13 protein-coding genes are annotated in these 17,049 nt (G+C 70.0%); 9 read left to right on the plus strand and 4 right to left on the minus strand.

The genetic code is table 11. The annotated features are described in order from the left end of the window. Window positions 1-49 precede the first annotated feature (49 nt). Window positions 50-1,588 carry an ABC transporter substrate-binding protein gene (locus AC0685_RS24105; protein WP_478227590.1) on the plus strand — a complete coding sequence of 513 codons (1,539 nt, stop codon included), beginning with the start codon at window positions 50-52 and terminating at the stop codon, window positions 1,586-1,588. 143 nt (window positions 1,589-1,731) lie between these two features. Here AC0685_RS24105 and AC0685_RS24110 read toward each other — a convergent pair whose 3' ends face one another. After that, window positions 1,732-2,682 (minus strand): chitinase, encoded by a 951-nt coding sequence (locus AC0685_RS24110; protein ID WP_478227591.1) that lies wholly within the window; start codon window positions 2,680-2,682, stop codon window positions 1,732-1,734. 223 nt (window positions 2,683-2,905) lie between these two features. Between AC0685_RS24110 and AC0685_RS24115 the strand changes: the two genes are divergently transcribed. Beyond that, complete coding sequence (locus tag AC0685_RS24115) at window positions 2,906-4,165, plus strand: GGDEF domain-containing protein (RefSeq protein WP_478227592.1); 1,260 nt, start codon at window positions 2,906-2,908, stop codon at window positions 4,163-4,165. Here AC0685_RS24115 and AC0685_RS24120 read toward each other — a convergent pair. Further along, window positions 4,162-4,599, minus strand: coding sequence for a nucleoside deaminase (locus AC0685_RS24120; protein WP_478227618.1), 438 nt, complete (start codon window positions 4,597-4,599; stop codon window positions 4,162-4,164). The two genes, AC0685_RS24115 and AC0685_RS24120, sit on opposite strands and share 4 nt — an antisense overlap. A gap of 143 nt (window positions 4,600-4,742) precedes the next feature. Between AC0685_RS24120 and AC0685_RS24125 the strand changes: the two genes are divergently transcribed. Then, entirely contained in the window at window positions 4,743-5,702 is a 960-nt protein-coding gene (locus AC0685_RS24125; protein WP_478227593.1) for a helix-turn-helix transcriptional regulator, read from the plus strand. Here AC0685_RS24125 and AC0685_RS24130 read toward each other — a convergent pair. Both AC0685_RS24130 and AC0685_RS24135 read right to left on the minus strand, forming a co-directional pair. Beyond that, window positions 5,661-7,034 carry an MFS transporter gene (locus AC0685_RS24130; protein WP_478227594.1) on the minus strand — a complete coding sequence of 458 codons (1,374 nt, stop codon included), beginning with the start codon at window positions 7,032-7,034 and terminating at the stop codon, window positions 5,661-5,663. The genes AC0685_RS24125 and AC0685_RS24130 overlap by 42 nt on opposite strands. Before the next feature lie 158 nt (window positions 7,035-7,192). Beyond that, window positions 7,193-7,807: a TetR/AcrR family transcriptional regulator gene (locus AC0685_RS24135; RefSeq protein WP_340683044.1), complete on the minus strand. Its 615-nt coding sequence runs from the start codon at window positions 7,805-7,807 to the stop codon at window positions 7,193-7,195. Between the two features lie 122 nt (window positions 7,808-7,929). Here AC0685_RS24135 and AC0685_RS24140 point away from each other — a divergent pair, with 122 nt between their 5' ends. The 6 genes from AC0685_RS24140 (at window position 7,930) to AC0685_RS24165 (ending at window position 17,043) form a co-directional block, all read left to right on the plus strand. Further along, window positions 7,930-8,682: an SDR family oxidoreductase gene (locus tag AC0685_RS24140; RefSeq protein ID WP_478227595.1), complete on the plus strand. Its 753-nt coding sequence runs from the start codon at window positions 7,930-7,932 to the stop codon at window positions 8,680-8,682. Then, window positions 8,679-9,464, plus strand: coding sequence for an SDR family oxidoreductase (locus AC0685_RS24145; protein WP_478227596.1), 786 nt, complete (start codon window positions 8,679-8,681; stop codon window positions 9,462-9,464). The genes AC0685_RS24140 and AC0685_RS24145 overlap by 4 nt, the downstream gene beginning before the upstream one ends. 172 nt (window positions 9,465-9,636) lie before the next feature. After that, window positions 9,637-9,972 carry a hypothetical protein gene (locus AC0685_RS24150; RefSeq protein WP_478227597.1) on the plus strand — a complete coding sequence of 112 codons (336 nt, stop codon included), beginning with the start codon at window positions 9,637-9,639 and terminating at the stop codon, window positions 9,970-9,972. A gap of 501 nt (window positions 9,973-10,473) precedes the next feature. Beyond that, window positions 10,474-11,139 (plus strand): helix-turn-helix transcriptional regulator, encoded by a 666-nt coding sequence (locus tag AC0685_RS24155; protein WP_340683040.1) that lies wholly within the window; start codon window positions 10,474-10,476, stop codon window positions 11,137-11,139. Window positions 11,140-11,611: 472 nt separating this feature from the next. Continuing rightward, on the plus strand, window positions 11,612-14,308 hold the full coding sequence (locus tag AC0685_RS24160) for an AAA family ATPase (RefSeq protein WP_478227598.1): 2,697 nt from the start codon (window positions 11,612-11,614) through the stop codon (window positions 14,306-14,308). Continuing rightward, a complete protein-coding gene (locus AC0685_RS24165; RefSeq protein ID WP_478227599.1) occupies window positions 14,305-17,043 on the plus strand; it encodes an AAA family ATPase in 2,739 nt (912 codons plus the stop codon). Before AC0685_RS24160 ends, AC0685_RS24165 begins: the two co-directional genes overlap by 4 nt. The last annotated feature ends 6 nt before the right edge of the window (window positions 17,044-17,049 follow it).

The raw sequence follows: 17,049 nt of genomic DNA on the forward strand, positions 1-17,049 counted from the left end.
CCCGGAACGGAACTCTGTGATGTCCTGGCTCGATTCGTTGAGAACACGCATGTCCGAGGCCCGTGAACGTGCGGTGACGGGACCGCCGGTCCGGCCACGCGGCTGGGCGCGCCGCCATCGGCTGCTGCTGATCCTGGCCGTGGTCGTGCTGGCAGGGGCGTTGCTGGCGGGGTTCAGACCGTGGGAGTCCTGCGGTTCCGGGCTGCGGGCGGTGGACGCGGACGAGGAGTCGGTCGGATCGTCTTACGTCTGCGTCGGGCTGAACCTCGACTCCGGCCCGATGCGGGACGACGATCCGCTCGACCCGCTGGAGAAGTTCATCAAGAGCCGCAACGAGATGGCGGGGGACAACTTCAAGACCATCGTGGTGCTGGAGAACCTCGCGCCCGATCCGAAGGTCGACAGCCAGCCGTTCCCGTTCGTGCGGCGGGAGGTCCAGGGTGCGATCACCGCGGCGTGGCCGAAGAACGGGCCGCCGGGGATCAAGCTCCTGCTGGCCAATTACGGGAGCAACGCCGATCACTGGCGCGTCGTCGCCGAGGAGATCGTCGCCGCGGCCGCCGCCCAGCGCATCGTGGCGGTCACCGCCGTCGGTACCAGCTCGGAGAACAGCCGGGCGCTGGTGGCCGAACTGTCCAGGCACGGTATCGCCACGATCGGCGCGACCGTCACCGCGGACAACATGAACACCGACCCGAAGGGCGCGCGGATCGACAACTTCTTCCGCGTGGGCCCGACCAACACCGACGAGGCCCGCGCCGCGGCCGGATACATCGCCGCGCACGGATTCCGGCGCGTGATGCTGATCCAGGGAGTCAGCAAGGAGGACACCTACGCGACCACGCTCGCCGAGGCGTTCCAGAACTCGTCGAAGGTCCCGGTCGTGTTCACCAAGACCTATGACGTCAAACCGCTCGCCGACACTTCGCGCGAGGCGTACCTGCGGGGGCTGTTCAGCAGATGGCACAACGACATCTGCGGTGCGAAACCCGATCTGATCTACTTCGCCGGCCGCGGGCTCGATCTCGGCGCCCTCGTGGCGGCGCTGGCGGGCGACGGCGCCTGCGAGGGCCTCGACACGGTGACCGTGATGACCGGGGACGACGCGAGCACGCTCGCCGGGAAACCCTTGGAGCTGAACAAGGACATCAGTGTCCGGCTCCGCTACACGGCGCTCGCTTATCCCGACCAGTGGGATATGTTCGCCGCCGACCCGGCGCATCCCACGTACAAGAAAAACTACGGCAACTTCGTCGCGGAATTCACCGGTACCCACGGTTTTCCCAAGGGGGAATTGTGGGACGGCGCCGCGATGATCGAACACGACGCGGTCGCCGCGGCCGTCGAAGCGGCCGTGCAGAACGTGTCGGCGGATCCGGTCTCGGTGGCGAACGTGTTGCGCAGCATCGACTGCAACTCCCCGGTGCCCGGCGCGACCGGCTTCATCGCGTTCGACCAGGCGACGGGGAACCAGCTCGACAAGGCGTTGCCGATCCTGTCGATCGATCCGGACGGTTCGGTGCATCCGGTCGACCTCGTGTGGTCGCGCGGGCGGCCGCTGAACACGGCGCCGGACTGCGGTCGCTGACTCGCTCCGGTTCCGAGTTCTCTTGAGGGCTAGGGCCTTCGCGACGCGTTCTGGCGTTACGCCACGCGTAGTGAAGGCCTCCTTCCCTACTCTCAAGGTAGGGAAGGATGCCTTCACGGACTGACACCGGTGGGGAACGGAAGTCAGCCGGTGTAACCCGCCACGATCTTGGTGTAGTCGTACTTGCCCTGCGAGATTCCCGCGCAGTTGTCGCAGTCGCGGTTCACGGCCCAGAACGACAGCCGGGCGAGATGCTTGCTCGCCGCGTAGTCGCGGATCGCGCGGAAGTCGGCGACGCTGACGGTCTCGCCCGCCACATCGGTCTTCCCGTTCATCGACGAAAGCCCGCTGCGCCGGTAGGCCGCGTCGTCACTCAGGCCGAAAGTGGACTTCACGACATTCTTCAGCCCGTCCACGGCACTGCGGGTCTTGCCGGCCATGTCACCGCCGCTGGAGAAGTCGAACGGCATGACCGACCACGCGTCGACGCCCGCGCCTAGCACCTTCGACTGGTTGATCAGCCGCTTGCCGTGCGCGTTGGGGCCGCCGACCTCGGTCGGGATGGTGATGACCACGCGCAGGCCGGGATTCTTCTGCTTCGTGATCTTGACGGCGTTCAGGATCCGGTCCTGGACGGTGTAGTTCTCGAACTCGTCGGTGTTCTCGACGTCGAGGTCGATCGCCTTGAGTTTGTAGGCGTCGATGACCTTCTGATACGCACCGGCGAGTGCCGCGGGAGTGCCGCACTTCGGGCCGAGCTTCGTGCCCGACCAGCCACCGAACGACGGGATGACGTCACCGCCCTTGGCCCGGATGTTGTTGATCATCGTGGCGTCGGAGCCGGTGAGGGAACGGCTGCCGTCCCATTTCGGGTTGCATCCGCCGTCGGAGAGGATGAACGCGAGGGTGAAGGCCTTGACGCCGGTGGCGTTCATGGCGGCGATCGGGTCCGTCTGTCCCGACCACTGGTACAGATAGGGCGAGGCGAGCACCGGATCCGGGGCCGCCGAGGCGACGGGGGCGAGGCCGGCGGCCGTGGCGAGAGCGGCGCCGACGGTGGTGGCCAGTGTTGCCCAGCGTCGTAAGGATTTCATCGGTCCTCCAACTGGTACGCGCGCGGCGAGGCGCGCAGGTGTGGAGCACCTCCGTCTTGACGCGGCGTATCAACTGGGAGGGTGCGCCTACTCACGGTGGACTAGACCATTGAGGACTGTCAAGAATTCACCGGAGTACCCGCCGGAAACGACCTACCTTAGTAGGGGGCCATGACCCGGAAAGCGGATCGACACCATCGCGATTACCGGCTAGTTTGCCGAAATGGTGGGGGACTCCCTGATGGCGACCGGAAGCCGCGACCGGAGAGGCCGGTTCGCCGCGCCGCGGCGGGCACTAGGCTCGTGGAGCCTGTGGGAATTACCCAGGCGAGGCCTGATCGGGTACCTGCTCCTCGTCGACTTCGCCGCCATCGCCGCCACCACCTATCTCTTCGTCCTGCGGCCGCCCGCGCCGTCGTCGTTTCTTCCGTTTTCCGCTCTGTTAACCGGAATGGTCCTCAGTGCGGAGGTTTCGCGCCCCGTCGAGCGGTCCCGCGCCGACACCCGGCTCGGCGCCGGACTGGACGCGGCGTGGATTTTCGCGGGTGCGCTCCTGCTGCCGCCCGCTCTGGCGGCGGTGCTCGTCGTCGCCTCGGCGGGATATCGCTGGTTCCGGATCCGGCGCGGGATCCCGCACCGGCAGGTGTTCGCGGCGTCCGCGACCATGCTTTCGGCGCTCGGCGCCTCGATCATCCCGGTACTGCTGGGTGCGCCGCCGTTCATCGGCGCGGCAAGGGATTTCGAAAGTTTCGCCCTGGTTTTCGCGACCGGTCTGGTTTTCCTGTCCGTCGACGCGGCCTTGGCCGCACCGGCGGCCGAATTCGGGGCGGAACCGTCGGGATTCGCCTTCGACGCGGCGATGGTCGCGTTCGGACTGTTGCTCGCGTGGTCGGCGGCGGACTGGCCGTTCGTCACCGTGGTACTCGCGGGCGCGCTCGTGGTACTTCACCGGGCGGGGACGATGCGTGCGCTGCGTGGTCACGCGGGCACGGACTCCGGCACGGGACTGCTCACCGCGTCGTCCTGGTTGGACGGTGCCCGCACCCAGTTCGAGCTGCTTCGCGGCCGTGGCGCCGATCTTTCGCTGCTGATGCTCGATCTCGACCATTTCGCCCGGCTCAACGACCGGCACGGCAGGCACGTCGGGGACGACGTCCTGCGGGCCGTGGCGGACACCTTGCGCGCCGAGGTCCGTGCCGCGGACCTGGTCGGCCGGTTCGGCGGCGAGGAATTCGTGGTCCTGCTGCCCGGCACGAGCCGGTTCGACGCGCACGCGATCGCCGAACGCATCCGGCTGCGGATCTCCTCGACGTTCGTCTCACTGGGTGGGACGTTCGCGGGGACGACCGTCTCGATCGGAGTGTCGTCGCATCCCACCTGCGGCGAGACACTCGACCGGCTCGTCGGCGCGGCGGACCAGGCGCTGCGCGCGGCGAAGGGAGCCGGGCGCAACCGGACCGTCGTCTTCGAGGCCGAAACCTAGTCCTCGGCCGGGACGCCGATGTCTTCGAACCACAGGTCCGGGTGATCCCGGATGAACTCGGTCATCAGCGCGGTGCACGCCGGATCGTCGAGCAGGGTGATCTCGACGCCGTGTTCCTCGAGCCAGCCGTGGCCGCCTTCGAACGTGGTGGCCTCGCCGATGACGATCCGGCCGATGCCGAACTGGCGCACCAGCCCGCTGCAGTACCAGCAGGGGGACAGCGTGGTGACCATGATCGTGTCCCGGTAGTGCGGCCGCCTGCCCGCGTTCCGGAAGGCCGAGGTCTCCGCGTGCATCGACGGGTCGCCGTCCTGGACCCGGCGGTTGTGGCCGCGGCCGAGCAGGACGCCGGCGGTGTCGAAGAGGGCGGCGCCGATCGGGACCCCGCCCTCGGCCTTGCCGAGTTCGGCCTCTTCACGGGCGACGGACAGCATTCGCGCGGGATCGATCACCTGGGTCACCTTACGGCTCGTGAGTGGCTAGGACGGTTCTAACCGTCATTACCACTCACGAGCCCAATGCGGACCGGAACTGTCCTGAATATCTGCGACACTCCTCCCATGAAGCGAGCGAACCGATGACCATGGGCACGTCGGCACGGCTGCTGAGGCTGCTCTCCCTGCTGCAGGCACGTCGCGACTGGCCGGGCGCCGATCTGGCCGACCGGCTGCAGGTGGACGTCCGAACGGTCCGGCGCGACGTCGAGCGGCTGCGCGAACTGGGCTACCCGGTGCACGCCACTCCCGGCGTCGCGGGCGGCTACCGGCTCGGCGCGGGGGCCGCGTTGCCGCCGCTGCTGCTGGACGACGACGAGGCCGTCGCGGTCGCCGTCGGGCTCCGCACGGCCGCGAACGGGACGGTCTCGGGGATCGAGGAGACCTCGGTGCGCGCGCTCACGAAACTGGAGCAGGTGCTCCCCGCGCGGCTGCGGCATCGGATCACCGCGCTGAACACGGCGATGATCCCGCTCGGCGGCGTCGTCCCGGTCATCGACGCGGCGGCGCTGACGGTCATCGCGTCCGCGTGCCGTGACCATCAGCGGCTGCGGTTCGGCTACCGCAGCCACAACGGTGACGTCAGCGAGCGTTACATCGAGCCGTTGCGCCTGGTGCACACCGGGCGCCGGTGGTACCTGGTCGCGTTCGACCTCGACCGGGACGACTGGCGGACCTTCCGTGTCGACCGCATCGACGGCGTCCCGGACACGAGTTTCCGGTTCACGCCGAGGGAACCGCCCGCCGAGGACCTCGCGGCGTACGTCTCCCGCGGGATCACGTCTTCGCCGTATCCGCACCAGATGGTGCTGCGGGTGAGCGCCTCGGCGGACGCGCTCGCCGAATACGTGTCCCCGACCGCCGGGACGATCGAGGCCATCGACGAGCACACCTGCCGGGTCCGGGTCGGTTCCAACGACCTTTCCGTGATGCCCTACTACCTAGCCCATTGGGAGGTCGACTTCGTCGTGGAGGAGGCGCCGGACGAGGTCAAGGAGCGGCTACGGCTGGTCGCCGACCGCTTCGCGCGCGCGGTCGTCTGAGTCCGAAGTGGACCGTGCGCGTTTGGCGAGCAGGCCGATCGAGCCGAGCGAGATCAGGGCCAGCACGATGATGTAGAGCGAGACCGACATCGAGGTCCCGGTGGATTCCAGCAGCAGCACCATGATGAACGGCGCCAGCCCGCCGCCGACGACCGCGCTGATCTGGTAGCCGAGCGAGGCGCCGGTGTAGCGCATCTCGGCCGTGAACAGCTCGGCGAACAGCGCCGCCTGCGGGCCGTACATGATGCCGAGGAACAGCGACCCGACGAACGAGGCGATGACGAACAGCGGAAGCGAGGCCGTGTCGATCAGCAGGAACATCGGGATCGCCCAGAGCGCGACCCCCACCGCGCCGAAGGTGTAGATCTTGAGCCTGCCGATCCGGTCGGACAGTTTCGCCGCCAGCGGGATGATCGCCAGCTGCAGCGTGCTGATCAGCAGGGTCGCGACGAGCACGGTGGTCCGCGACATCCCCAGGTGACGGGTGGCGTAGTCGAGGACACCGTTCAGCAGGATGTAGAAGGTGGCGGTGTTGACCATGAACGAGCCGCCCGCCAGCAGCACCGTGCCCTTGTGGTCGCGCAGGATGTCGCGCAGCGGCGACTTGGCGCGGCCGCGTTCCTCGGCGGCGAGTTTCGCTTCCGCACGACGGTATTCGGGGGTTTCGTCGATCTTGACGTGCATGTACCAGGCCAGCCCGAGCACGAGGACACCCACCAGGAACGGGATCCGCCACGCCCAGACGAGGAAATCCGACGGCGGCGCGACCTGGGCGGCGACCAGGAACACCGTGTTCGCCAGCACCACCCCGATCGGGACGCCGAGTTGCACGAGGCTGCCGTAGAGACCGCGTTTGCCGGGCGGCGCGTACTCGGTGGCGAGCAGCATCGCGCCACCCCACTGGGCGCCGACGGCGACCCCCTGTACGAGCCGGAGCAGGACCAGGAGGATCGGTGCGGCGATGCCGATCGTGTCGTAGGTCGGCAGCAGGCCGATCAGCGTGGTCGCCGCGCCCATCAGCGCGATCGCCAGCACCAGCACGGGTTTCCGGCCCCGTTTGTCGCCGAGGCTGCCCGCGATGATCCCGCCGAGCGGCCGGGCGAGGAAGCCGACCGCGAAGGTCGCGAACGAGGCGAGGACGCCGGCCGCCGCGTTGCTGGTGGGGAAGAAGGTCTTCCCGAAGACCAGGGCGGCCGCGATCCCGAAGACGAAGTAGTCGTACCACTCGACCGAGGAGGCGAGTGCCGCCGCGGTCGCGGCCCTCCTGCGCTGGGACACGGTGATCGTCGGTTCGGCGGCGGTTTCAGGGGCGTTCGGTGCGGTGTCGGCCATCTGGATGCCCTTCGCTCGGCGCTGCTGCGGCGATGCAGTCCGGGCAAGTTAACAACCGCTTAGTATGTGGTCAACGTCTCAACAGGTAATTCTAGATACCGACCAGTTGGTATGTCACTCTGGTGGCGGTATCGCCGGGAAAGGTCGATCAGTACTGGTCAGGAGAGTTTCGTGCCGAGCATGCGCAGCACCAGCTCGCTGTACTCCTGGCCCAGCTTCTTCGGGGTCTGGCGCGTTCGCTCGCTGTACCAGCGGGAGACGTCGACGCCGAGCGAGAGCACGGCGCGGGCGGCGGTGTGCGGGTCGCCGACGGTGAACACGCCCGCCGCGGCGCCTTCGGTGATGACCTCGCGCACGACCTGCTCGATGCGGCGGCGCAGTTTCGCGACGATCTCGAACTCCTCGTCGGGCAGCGCGTGCAGTTCGTACTGCACGACGCGGGCCACGGTGTGCCTCCGCGCGTGCCATGCCACGAAGTCCTCGACCAGCAGCCGGATCCGCACGACCGGGTCGGTCTCCCGTGCCACGACACTCTCGACCAGTGAGAGCGTCTGCTCGTGGCCGTACTTCGAGATCGCGAACAGCAGGGCGGCCTTGGACGGGAAGTGCACGTACAGCGCCGCGGGGCTCATGCCCGCCGCCGAGGCGATGTCCCGGGTGGTGGTCGCGTGATAGCCACGGCGTGCGAAGGATTCGACCCCCGCCAGCATCAGCCGCCGTGCCGTCTCCGGCTGGACGTCGGGCCACAGCTCGGCCGACAGCGACATGGTCATCCGCAGATCCTCCCAGACGCTCGTTCCGGATGGCGGGCTTGACACCGTCTCCGGACCTTCCCATTGTAAGTGAGCGCTCGCTTAGTGATTGCGTCGCCAGTGAACACAGAGGAGATCGAAGAGTGAACTCGTTCAAGGATCGCGTCGCGATCGTCACCGGCGCCAGCCGGGGTATCGGCCTCGGGATCGCCAAGGAACTGGTCGAGCGCGGCGCGAAGGTGTGCATCACCGCGCGCAAGCCGGAGCCGCTGGCCGAGGCCGTGGCCGAACTGGGTGGCGAGGCCGTCGCCATCGCCGTTCCGGGGAAGGCCGACGACGAGGCGCACCAGGACGAGGCCGTCGCCAAGACCATCGAAACCTTCGGCAGGCTCGACATGCTGGTCAACAACACCGGTATCAACCCGGTGTTCGGGCCGACCCTGGACATCGACCCCGGGGCCGCCGCGAAGATCTTCGCCGTCAACGTGCTCGCGCCGCTTTCGTGGACCCGCCGGGCGCGGGACGCGTGGATGGGGGAGCACGGCGGCGCGGTGGTGAACGTCGCGTCCATCGCCGGGCTCGGCGCTTCGCCAGGGATCGGCATGTACGGCGTCAGCAAGGCCGCGCTGATCCGGCTCACCAAGGAGCTCGGCTTCGAACTGGGCCCGAAGATCCGCGTGAACGCCGTCGCGCCGGCCGTGGTCAAGACCAAGTTCGCGACCGCGCTGTACGAAGGCCGCGAAGAAGAGGTCTCCGAGCCGTACCCGATGAAGCGCCTCGGCGTTCCGGCGGACATCGCGAGCGCCGTGTCGTTCCTGCTGTCGGAAGAGGCGGGCTGGATCACCGGGCAGACGGTGGTCCTCGACGGCGGCGTCACGCTGGCGGGTGGCCTGTGACCGCGTCGTTCACCGGTTCCGGGGTCGTCGTCACCGGCGGGGGCGGCGGCATCGGGGCCGTCCTCGCCCGCCGGTTCGCCGCCGAGGGCGCCCGGGTCGTCGTCGGTGACCTGAACGGGGAGGCCGCGGCCGAGGTCGCGAAGGAGATCGGCGGGACCGCCGTCGCCGGTGACGCCGCGAGCGAAGCGGGTGTCGCGTCCCTGATCGAAGCGGCGCGCGAAACCCTCGGCGAGATCGACGTCTTCTGCGCCAACGCCGGGATCGCGCCGATGGGCGGCGTGGACGCGCCCGAGGAGGACTGGGCGCGGATCTGGGACGTCAACGTCATGGCACACGTGCGCGCGGCGCGGCTGCTCCTGCCGCCGTGGCTCGAACGCGGCCGCGGCCACTTCATCTCGACGGTGTCGGCGGCGGGATTGCTGACCAGTCTCGGTTCGGCGTCCTACTCGGTGACCAAACACGGCGCGCTCGCCTTCGCCGAATGGCTGTCGGCGACCTATCGGCACCGCGGGCTCACCGTGCAGGCCATTTGCCCGCAGGGCGTGCGGACGGCGATGCTGGAGAACACCGGCCCCGCGGGCGAGCTGCTGATGGGCGCGTCGGCGATCCAGCCTGAGCAGGTCGCGGACGCGCTGTTCGAAGCCGTCGCCGCCGACCGGTTCCTGGTGCTGCCGCACCCCGAGGTCGCGGACTACTACGCCGTGCGGGCCACGCAGACCGACCGCTGGCTCGGCGGGATGAACAAGCTGCAGCGCAAGGTGGAGCAGGTCATCGGTGAATGACCTCGCCCGGCTGCGGAGGCTGCGCAGGTCCGGGTGGTCGTGAGTGGCGATTCGGCTTAGAACCCGAATCGCCACTCACGACCACGGTGACTCGCCCGGCACAAGGCGGTTGATCTTCGTCGGCGGATCGGCCACTGTGGGCAGGGGTCTTGCTCGCGGTAAGGAAAACTCGATGAACAAACGCTTCGTGGTCCGTGGTGCCGTTCTCGCCGCCACCCTCGTCGGGTCGGTGCTGACCGCGGGATCGGCGATGGCGAGCACCGCGGAACCGTGCGCGGCCGGGGTGCCGGGCGACGTCGCGGCGGCTTCCTGCACGCCGTATCGCAAGGTGAGTGAGGGCTGGAGCAGCAAAACCGCCTGCAACCGCGCCGGCAACGAGGGCGCGCAGGCGGGCCGCTGGACCGGCTGGAACTGCAACCAGGCGCTGCGCGGCTGGGAACTTTGGGTGCGCACCTGCACCGCGCTGGCCGCAGAGAAGGACGCGGTGACCACGCGCGAAACCGTCTGATTCTCCAGCGGAGCCGCCCCGGGTGTCACCACGCCCGTGGCGGCTCTGTGTCTACAATGGATAGAAGGTTCCGGTCGGCCGATCGTTTTCTTCGCTGAAGGCCATTCGGTCGATCGACAGGCGGTCACCGGCCGTGTACCGATCATCGGGCCACCCGCTTCGCGAATCGCGATCCGGGCCCACCTTAAATCAATGTTAAGGATCGGCGGATTCGGTGCTATCGTGACGGAGCGAAAACGCGAGAGTTTCTTCACGCGGAATTCGCTTCGCCTCCCTCTCGGTGCGAGGTTCGGTCGCCGAACCGGCCGCTGAGCTGAGGATTCTCCAGCCGAGGCCCCGATACCGAACCTTCGGTGCGGCCCGTCCGCACGGTGGGTTCGGTGGCCACGAACTGCTCCGGAATTCGTTGACCTCGCGGATCGCCGCTTCGTAGTGTTTGCCGAGTCTTGGGCAGGGACGGCTTTGGTGGACACATTTGGCTCAGGCAGAAGGGGGCTTTCCATGGCCGGCATCCGAACGATTTCCCCGATCGGCACGCGCGCTTTCGACGCGGGTCGCACCGTACGACCCGGAACCATCAGCGAATTCGTGGAAGTCGCCGACATGCCGCTCGCGGCGCTCAGTGCCGGCTTGCGGCTCGGCAGCGGCAACGCCGCGTTCTTCCGCCTGCTCGGCCGCCGTCCCGCCGACGTGCTCGGCGAATCGTTCCCCGAGCTGGTCACCACTGGTCCGGACCATTTACGCGACCGGCTGAACCGGGTCGCCGAAGGCTGGGAACAGCGGTTCCGCGGCAGTGTCACCGGGCTCGGTTCCGGCGGCTCCGACAGGCTGACCATCATGGCGGGCCGGATGCGGGCGCCGGGTACGGCGATCCTGCTGACCATGCTCCCGGAGGCGGCGCCCGCCGTCGCCCGCGCCGAACACCTCGGCTCGGTCACCGACATCGAGGCGAAGATCCTCCAGGGGATCGCCAGTGGCCTGTCCAGTCTGGAGATGGCCGACAAGTTCTACCTGAGCCGGCAGGGCATCGACTATCACGTCGCCCGCCTCCAGCGGAAGTTCAAGGCGCGCAACCGGGTCGAACTGGTTTCACGCGCCTTCGCCACCGGCCTGCTGGACTCGACGGCCTGGCCGCCGCGGGTGCCGGAGTCCCGGCGCGCGAGCTGATCGCCGGGATCTGACGCGCGGGTGGCCATCGCGTGACGTGCTCGTGCGATCACGGTGCGGTCCCAGTGAACGGCCACTTCGTTTGCATGTATTTCGGCAGAATTCGTAATGACCCGCGCGGTGATTTCGCTCGTTTGAGCGGATGGCGGCCTGTCGAGCGAGTCAGCTGGCAGCCGGGCGGTCACTTCGATGGTGTCGCTGGTTCATGCCATGTTTCCTTCTGTCGCGACTTCTGTCGGTCTTGATCGACCCGGGTCCGCGCGCCGACCCGCGCCGCTTCGCGCTCGAAATCCCGCCGTTGATGAGTGTCGTGCTCATTTGAGCGCCCGCCGTCCCTGTAGTGAGGGATAACCCTTATCGAGGTTGCACGCTCTATTCGGTAAGACGATCACACGATGAGATGGAAGCACGTAAGCGATTGTTCGCTCTGTGTGACGGCAACGGCCCCGATGGGACGACAGGGAGGCGGGAGATGAGGGACGCCAACAGACCCGGACGCGCGCTGGCCGGACGTGACGACGAGCTCCGTTGGCTCGCCGCTCGGCTGCGCCCCGGTGCACCCGGTGAAGGCTCCGTCATCGTCGTGCGGGGGCAAGCGGGTATCGGGAAGTCCAGCCTGCTGGACACCGCGCTGGCGGCTCTCACGGACACCGTCGTCTGCCGGGGCACCGGTGTTCCGGGTGACGGGGCCGCGGTCGCGGGGGAACTACTCGCGGAGCTGCGCCGCGCGGGCGCCCGCGTCCCGGACCCGGAAGACTTCGCCGCCTGGTACGAGGCTTTCGCCGAATGGGCGGCCGGACTGCCCGCGATCGTGTTCGCCGTCGACGACGTGCACTGGTGTGACGAAGCGGTCGTGCGGTGGCTGAGCCTGATCGCCCGGCATTCCACCAGGCTGCCGGTGCGGATGATCCTGGTCCGGTCGGCCGCCGACGGGCCGGACGGCGCGGCGGAACGCCTGGCGGATCTCGAATCCTGGTACGGCACCGAAGCGCTCGACCTCGGCCCGCTGCCCGCCGAGGCGGTCGCCTCGCTCGCGCGCGAGGCCGTCGGGTCGGACCCGGGCGAGCCGTTCGTGCGGCACTGCGTCGAGCAGTCCGGCGGGAATCCGTTGCTGCTGCGGGAGATGCTCGACGAACTGGGCAAGGTCGCGTCCGGGATCGCCCCGGTGGCCGGGTCCGCGGCGGGGGCGGCGCTGATCCGCTCCCTGTTCGCCGGCGTCCCCGACTACGCCAAGGCGGTCGCCACCGCCATCGCGGTGCTCGGCGGGCAGGACCTGTCACTGGTCGCCCGTCTGGCCAAGGTGCCTGCCCGCACCGCCGGAACCGCCGTCGAGCTGCTCCGGGGCAGGCACATCCTCGCCGCGGAAGGGCTTTCCTTCCGGCACGATCCGGTGCGGGAAGGGCTGCTGGACGCTCTCGAACCCGCCGAACTGGGCCGGTGGCGGCGGACCGCGGCGATCCTGCTGAGCGACGCGGCCGGATCACCGGAGGAAGTGGCGGAACACCTGCTCGAACTCGCCGAGCTCGACACCTGGATGGTCGACCTGCTGCGTGACGCCGCGACCTGCGCCTGCGACCGGGGCGCGCCCTGGGACGCGCTGCGCTATCTCCGGCCCGCCGCGGCCGCCCGGCCCTCCGACGCCGGGCTGGCCGTTCAACTCGCCGAGACGGTCGCGCTGCTGGAACCGGACAGCGGATTCGACCTCCTGCGCCGCGCGCTCGAACTGCAACAGGATCCGGTGGACCAGGCCAGGGCCGCGGTGAAACTGGGCCGCGCGGCGCTCGTCGCCCGCCGCTGCGGGACCGCCGTCACCGTGCTGGACCGGGTGCTGACCGTGCTCGGCGGCGAGATGGACCAGCAGCTGCGCGGGCAGCTCGAAGGACTGTTGTGCCTGGTGGGCATCGAAGACCGCGACAGCCTGGCGAAACTCGACACCCGGATCCAGCCGCGGTCGAACAACGCGGTCGTCGACGCCAGGCATCTGGCCGTCTGCGCCGTCGTCGCCGCACTCGACGGCACCCGGCCGCGTGAAGCCGCCGAATGGGCGATGCGCGCGATCCGCGGGTACACCCCGACCACCGACGATTCGGCCGTCAGCTCCGCCGTGCTGGCCCTGCTGCTCGCGGACGAGATCGACGTCGCGAGGGACGAACTGACCAGGGCCATCGAACTCGTGCCGGCCCAGCGCAGCGAATATCTCGCCTTCCGCGGCCTGCTCGGGCACTGGTGCGGTGATCTCGCCACCGCGTCGGCCGACGCCGGACAGGCCTACGCGCTCAGCCGTCGCGCCGAAGGCCGGACCGGCGGTGTCGTCCCGCGGATCGCGTACGCGACCGTCGCGGCGCAGCAGGGCGAGACCGCGAAGGCGATGAAGTTGTTGCGGGAAGCGGATTCCCCGCAATTGTGGGAGCACACGGTGATGCGCCCGTGGTTCCAGCTAGTCGACGCGCGGGTGCATTGGGCGGCGGGAGACCGCGAGGCCGCGCTGAACCTCTTCAACCGTTGCGGGGAGAGCCTCGCGGACGTCGGCATCGCCAACCCGCTGCTGGCGCCGTGGTGGTTCGAGGCCGCCTGCATGCTGGCCGACGAGGGACGTTTCGAGGCCGCCGCTGACCTCGCGGCCGAAGGAACCGGACCGGCACTGCGGTGGGGCACCCCGAGGGCGGTCGGGATGGCCCGGCTCGCGACCGCGGTCGCCACCCGCGGCCCCGACCGGATCGCGTTGATCGAAGAGGCGGCGGGCATCCTGGCCGGTTCACCCGCCCGGCTGGAGGAGGCGCTGGCGGAGTACCACCTCGGCCGCGCGCTCGTCGAAGCGGGGGACACCGTCGCCGCGCGCACCCGGTTGCGGCGCTGCGCCGAGCTGAGCCTGCGGACAGGGGACCGGTTCCTGCTCCGCCGCGCCCAGCGGACCGCCGCCGACGCGGGGATCCCGGGCGAGATGTCCCCGTTCGCCTCGCTGAGTCCCGCGGAACGGCATATCGCCCGGCTCGCCGGACGCGGGATCAGCAACCGGGTCATCGCGGAACGGCTCTTCGTCACCGTCCGGACCATCGAGACACATCTGACGAGCGTGTACCGGAAGCTGCGGATCAGCGGGCGGACCGAACTGGCCGTGGTGCTGGAGGAGACCGAAGAGCGTCCGGCCGTCCTCGAAGGTGCCCGGTGAGCGCCGTCCGGCGGCTCGAAGCCGACGGTGCGGACGAACTCGTCGAACGCGAGACCGAACTGCGTCTGCTCACTCGCCTGATCGGGGATCTCGAACACGGCCACGGCGGCTCCGCGGCCGTGCTCGGCCCGGCGGGCAGCGGGCGCACGGCGCTGCTGGACCAGGTCGCGTCCCTGGCCGCCGAGCGGGGACTGCAGGTGTTCACCGCGTGCGGCTCGGCCACCGAGGCGCAGCTGCCGTACGGGCTTCTTTCCCAGTTGCTGGCACCGATCCCGGAGCTCGCGGACGTCCCGTGGCTGCAAGCCGCGCTCTCGGACGGCACCGACGTGCAGGTCCTGCACGAACTGCTCTGCCAGCGGCTGCTGGAGTCGGCCCGGCGCTGCCCGGTCCTGCTGGTCGTCGACGACCTCATCCTGGCCGACGAGCAGTCCGAAGCCTGGCTGGCGGCCTTGCAGCGACGCCGGGGCAACGACCCCGTGCTGCTCATCGCCGCGCACTCCGGCCCGCAGGACGCCGACGAAGCGGATCCCTTGTCGCTCGGCGGTCTTCCCTGGGAGAACCGGCATGTCGTCCGGTTACGGCCCTTGAGCGAGGCGGCGGTCCGGCGGCTGGTGCACGCGGTCCCCGCGCCGCGGCCGCCGGTGGCCGAGGTCTACGCGGCCACGCGGGGGAATCCCGCCCTGCTCGCGGAGGTGCTCGCCCGGTCGTCCGCCGGTCCGGAGATCACCGCCGTCACCGCGGACGTGCGCCGCGACACCGTGCTCGACCTGCTCGCCCGGCTGCCGTCCGATCTCGCCGCGCTGGTCCGGACGATCGCCGCGATCGGCACCCTCGACGAGGCGTACCTGCGGCCGCTCGCCGGGCCGCTCGGGATGCCGCTGGGCCGGGCGCTGCGGGTGCTGGCGGACTCCGGCCTGATCGGGACCGATCCCGCCGAGCCGATGAACCCGCAGGTGGCCACCTGGGTGCTCGCCGAGACCGGAGCGGACGAGCGGGCGGGGACGCGCCGCCGGGCCGCCGAACTCGGGCATCGCCGGGCCGCCCCGGAGGAGGTCGTCGCCGGGCTGCTGCTCGGCTCGCAACCGGTCGGCGAGGCCTGGGCCTTGGAGACGCTGCACGCCGCGGCGTTGCGCCGCCGCGAAGCCGGGGATCACGCCGAAGCGGCGCGCTACTACCGGAGAGCGCTGGCCGAACCGGCGCCGCCGGGGATGTCGGCGCGGCTGCGGCTGGAACTCGAGACCGTCGAGGCGTCGTCGTGCCCGTTCACCGGAGGGCTGCGGCTGGCGAGGGCGACCAGGGTTTCCGGTGACGACACCGTCCGAACGCGACTGTCCGCTGTGGACCTGATGATGCAGCGAGGCGCCAGGGAAGACGCCTTGCGCGAGCTGGCCCTCCTGAGCGAGGCCGCGGTCGACGACCGGGACCGCGCGGATCTGGCGGCGTTGTACTGGCTGGCCGACGGGAGCGGCGCGGGCGCCGTCCATCTCGGCATCCCCGCACTGCCGGATCTCGACCCGGCGGCACTGACCTCCGCGCAGGCGGCCGCCGCGTCCTGGCTGGCCACGATCGCCTGCCGCGACGGCAAAGCCGCCCGGCGGCTGGCCCGGCGCGCGGCGGATCCGTCCCGCGAACCCATCACCCTCTACTCGCCGCGGCTGGCGCTGGCCATCACCTTCACCCAGACCGACGACGTCCTGGAAGCGCTTTCGGTGTACGAGGAGATGATCGCGGACGCGAGCGCGGCCGGGGCGGGCGTGCCGGTGGCCCTCGGGCTCACCGGCAAGGCCTGGATCCATCTGCAGCGCGGTCGCGTGCAGGCCGCCGAGGACGCGCTCGCCGAAGCCGCCGCCTCCGGCCCACCGGAGGGCTGGCCGTCGACGGTCGCCACGTCGCTGAGCACGATCCAGATCGCGGCGTCCCTCACCCGCGGGGATCTCGAGGCCGCCCAGCGCGCCGTCGACGCCGCGGGCGACGGCGGGCCGCTGTACTCCGCGCCCTACCTGCTTTTCATGCGCGGGCTCCTGGAACTGGACCTGAAACGCCACCGCCGGGCGCTGGGCCTGTTCCAGGAATGCGGCAGGCGGATGAACGCGGCGGGCTGGCTGAACCCGGGCCTGGTGCCGTGGCGTTCGCATGTCGCCATCGCGGCGCAGGCACTCGGCGACGAGCACACCGCGGCCGCGATGATCAGCGAGGAATGGCGGCTGGCGCAGAACTGGGGCACGCGCACCGCGATCGGGCGGACCCATCTGGGGGCGGGTGTCGCGGTCCGCGCCGAGGACGCGGTGTTCCGGCTGACACAGGCGGTCAACGCGCTCCAGCAGTCGCCGGCCAGGGTGCTCTACGTCGAGGCGGTCCTGCTGCTCGCGGCCGCCCAGCTCAACCGCGGCCAGACCAGCGGCGTGCCGCGGTTGCTGCGCGAAGCCGAACGGCTGGCCACCGCGTATCAGCTCGCGTGGGCCACGTCCCGGATCGCGGACCTCGGGAAACGGCTGTCCGACCGGCCGCGGCGGTCCTACCGCACGGCGTCCCGGCGCTGGCGGGCGCTCTCGCCCGGTGCGACCGACCTCGTCCGCCGCGTGCTCGCGAACGCCTCCAACGCCGAACTGGCTGAAGAACTGGGCGTGAGCAAACGCGCCGTCGAGCTGCGGCTCACCGCGATCTACCGGCAGCTCGAGGTGACCGGGCGGGCCGAGTTGCGCGAGCTGTTCGACGCGCTGGACAAGGAGCTCTGAGCCGCC

The sequence above is a fragment of the Amycolatopsis sp. NPDC043889 genome, assembly GCF_056435645.1.

Coding starts and splice junctions, on each gene's coding strand:
- AC0685_RS24105 (WP_478227590.1), top strand. CDS start 50: ATGTCCGAGGCCCGTGAACGTGCGGTGACGGGACCGCCGGTCCGGCCA.
- AC0685_RS24110 (WP_478227591.1), bottom strand. CDS start 2,682: ATGAAATCCTTACGACGCTGGGCAACACTGGCCACCACCGTCGGCGCC.
- AC0685_RS24115 (WP_478227592.1), top strand. CDS start 2,906: ATGGTGGGGGACTCCCTGATGGCGACCGGAAGCCGCGACCGGAGAGGC.
- AC0685_RS24120 (WP_478227618.1), bottom strand. CDS start 4,599: ATGCTGTCCGTCGCCCGTGAAGAGGCCGAACTCGGCAAGGCCGAGGGC.
- AC0685_RS24125 (WP_478227593.1), top strand. CDS start 4,743: ATGACCATGGGCACGTCGGCACGGCTGCTGAGGCTGCTCTCCCTGCTG.
- AC0685_RS24130 (WP_478227594.1), bottom strand. CDS start 7,034: ATGGCCGACACCGCACCGAACGCCCCTGAAACCGCCGCCGAACCGACG.
- AC0685_RS24135 (WP_340683044.1), bottom strand. CDS start 7,807: ATGACCATGTCGCTGTCGGCCGAGCTGTGGCCCGACGTCCAGCCGGAG.
- AC0685_RS24150 (WP_478227597.1), top strand. CDS start 9,637: ATGAACAAACGCTTCGTGGTCCGTGGTGCCGTTCTCGCCGCCACCCTC.
- AC0685_RS24155 (WP_340683040.1), top strand. CDS start 10,474: ATGGCCGGCATCCGAACGATTTCCCCGATCGGCACGCGCGCTTTCGAC.
- AC0685_RS24160 (WP_478227598.1), top strand. CDS start 11,612: ATGAGGGACGCCAACAGACCCGGACGCGCGCTGGCCGGACGTGACGAC.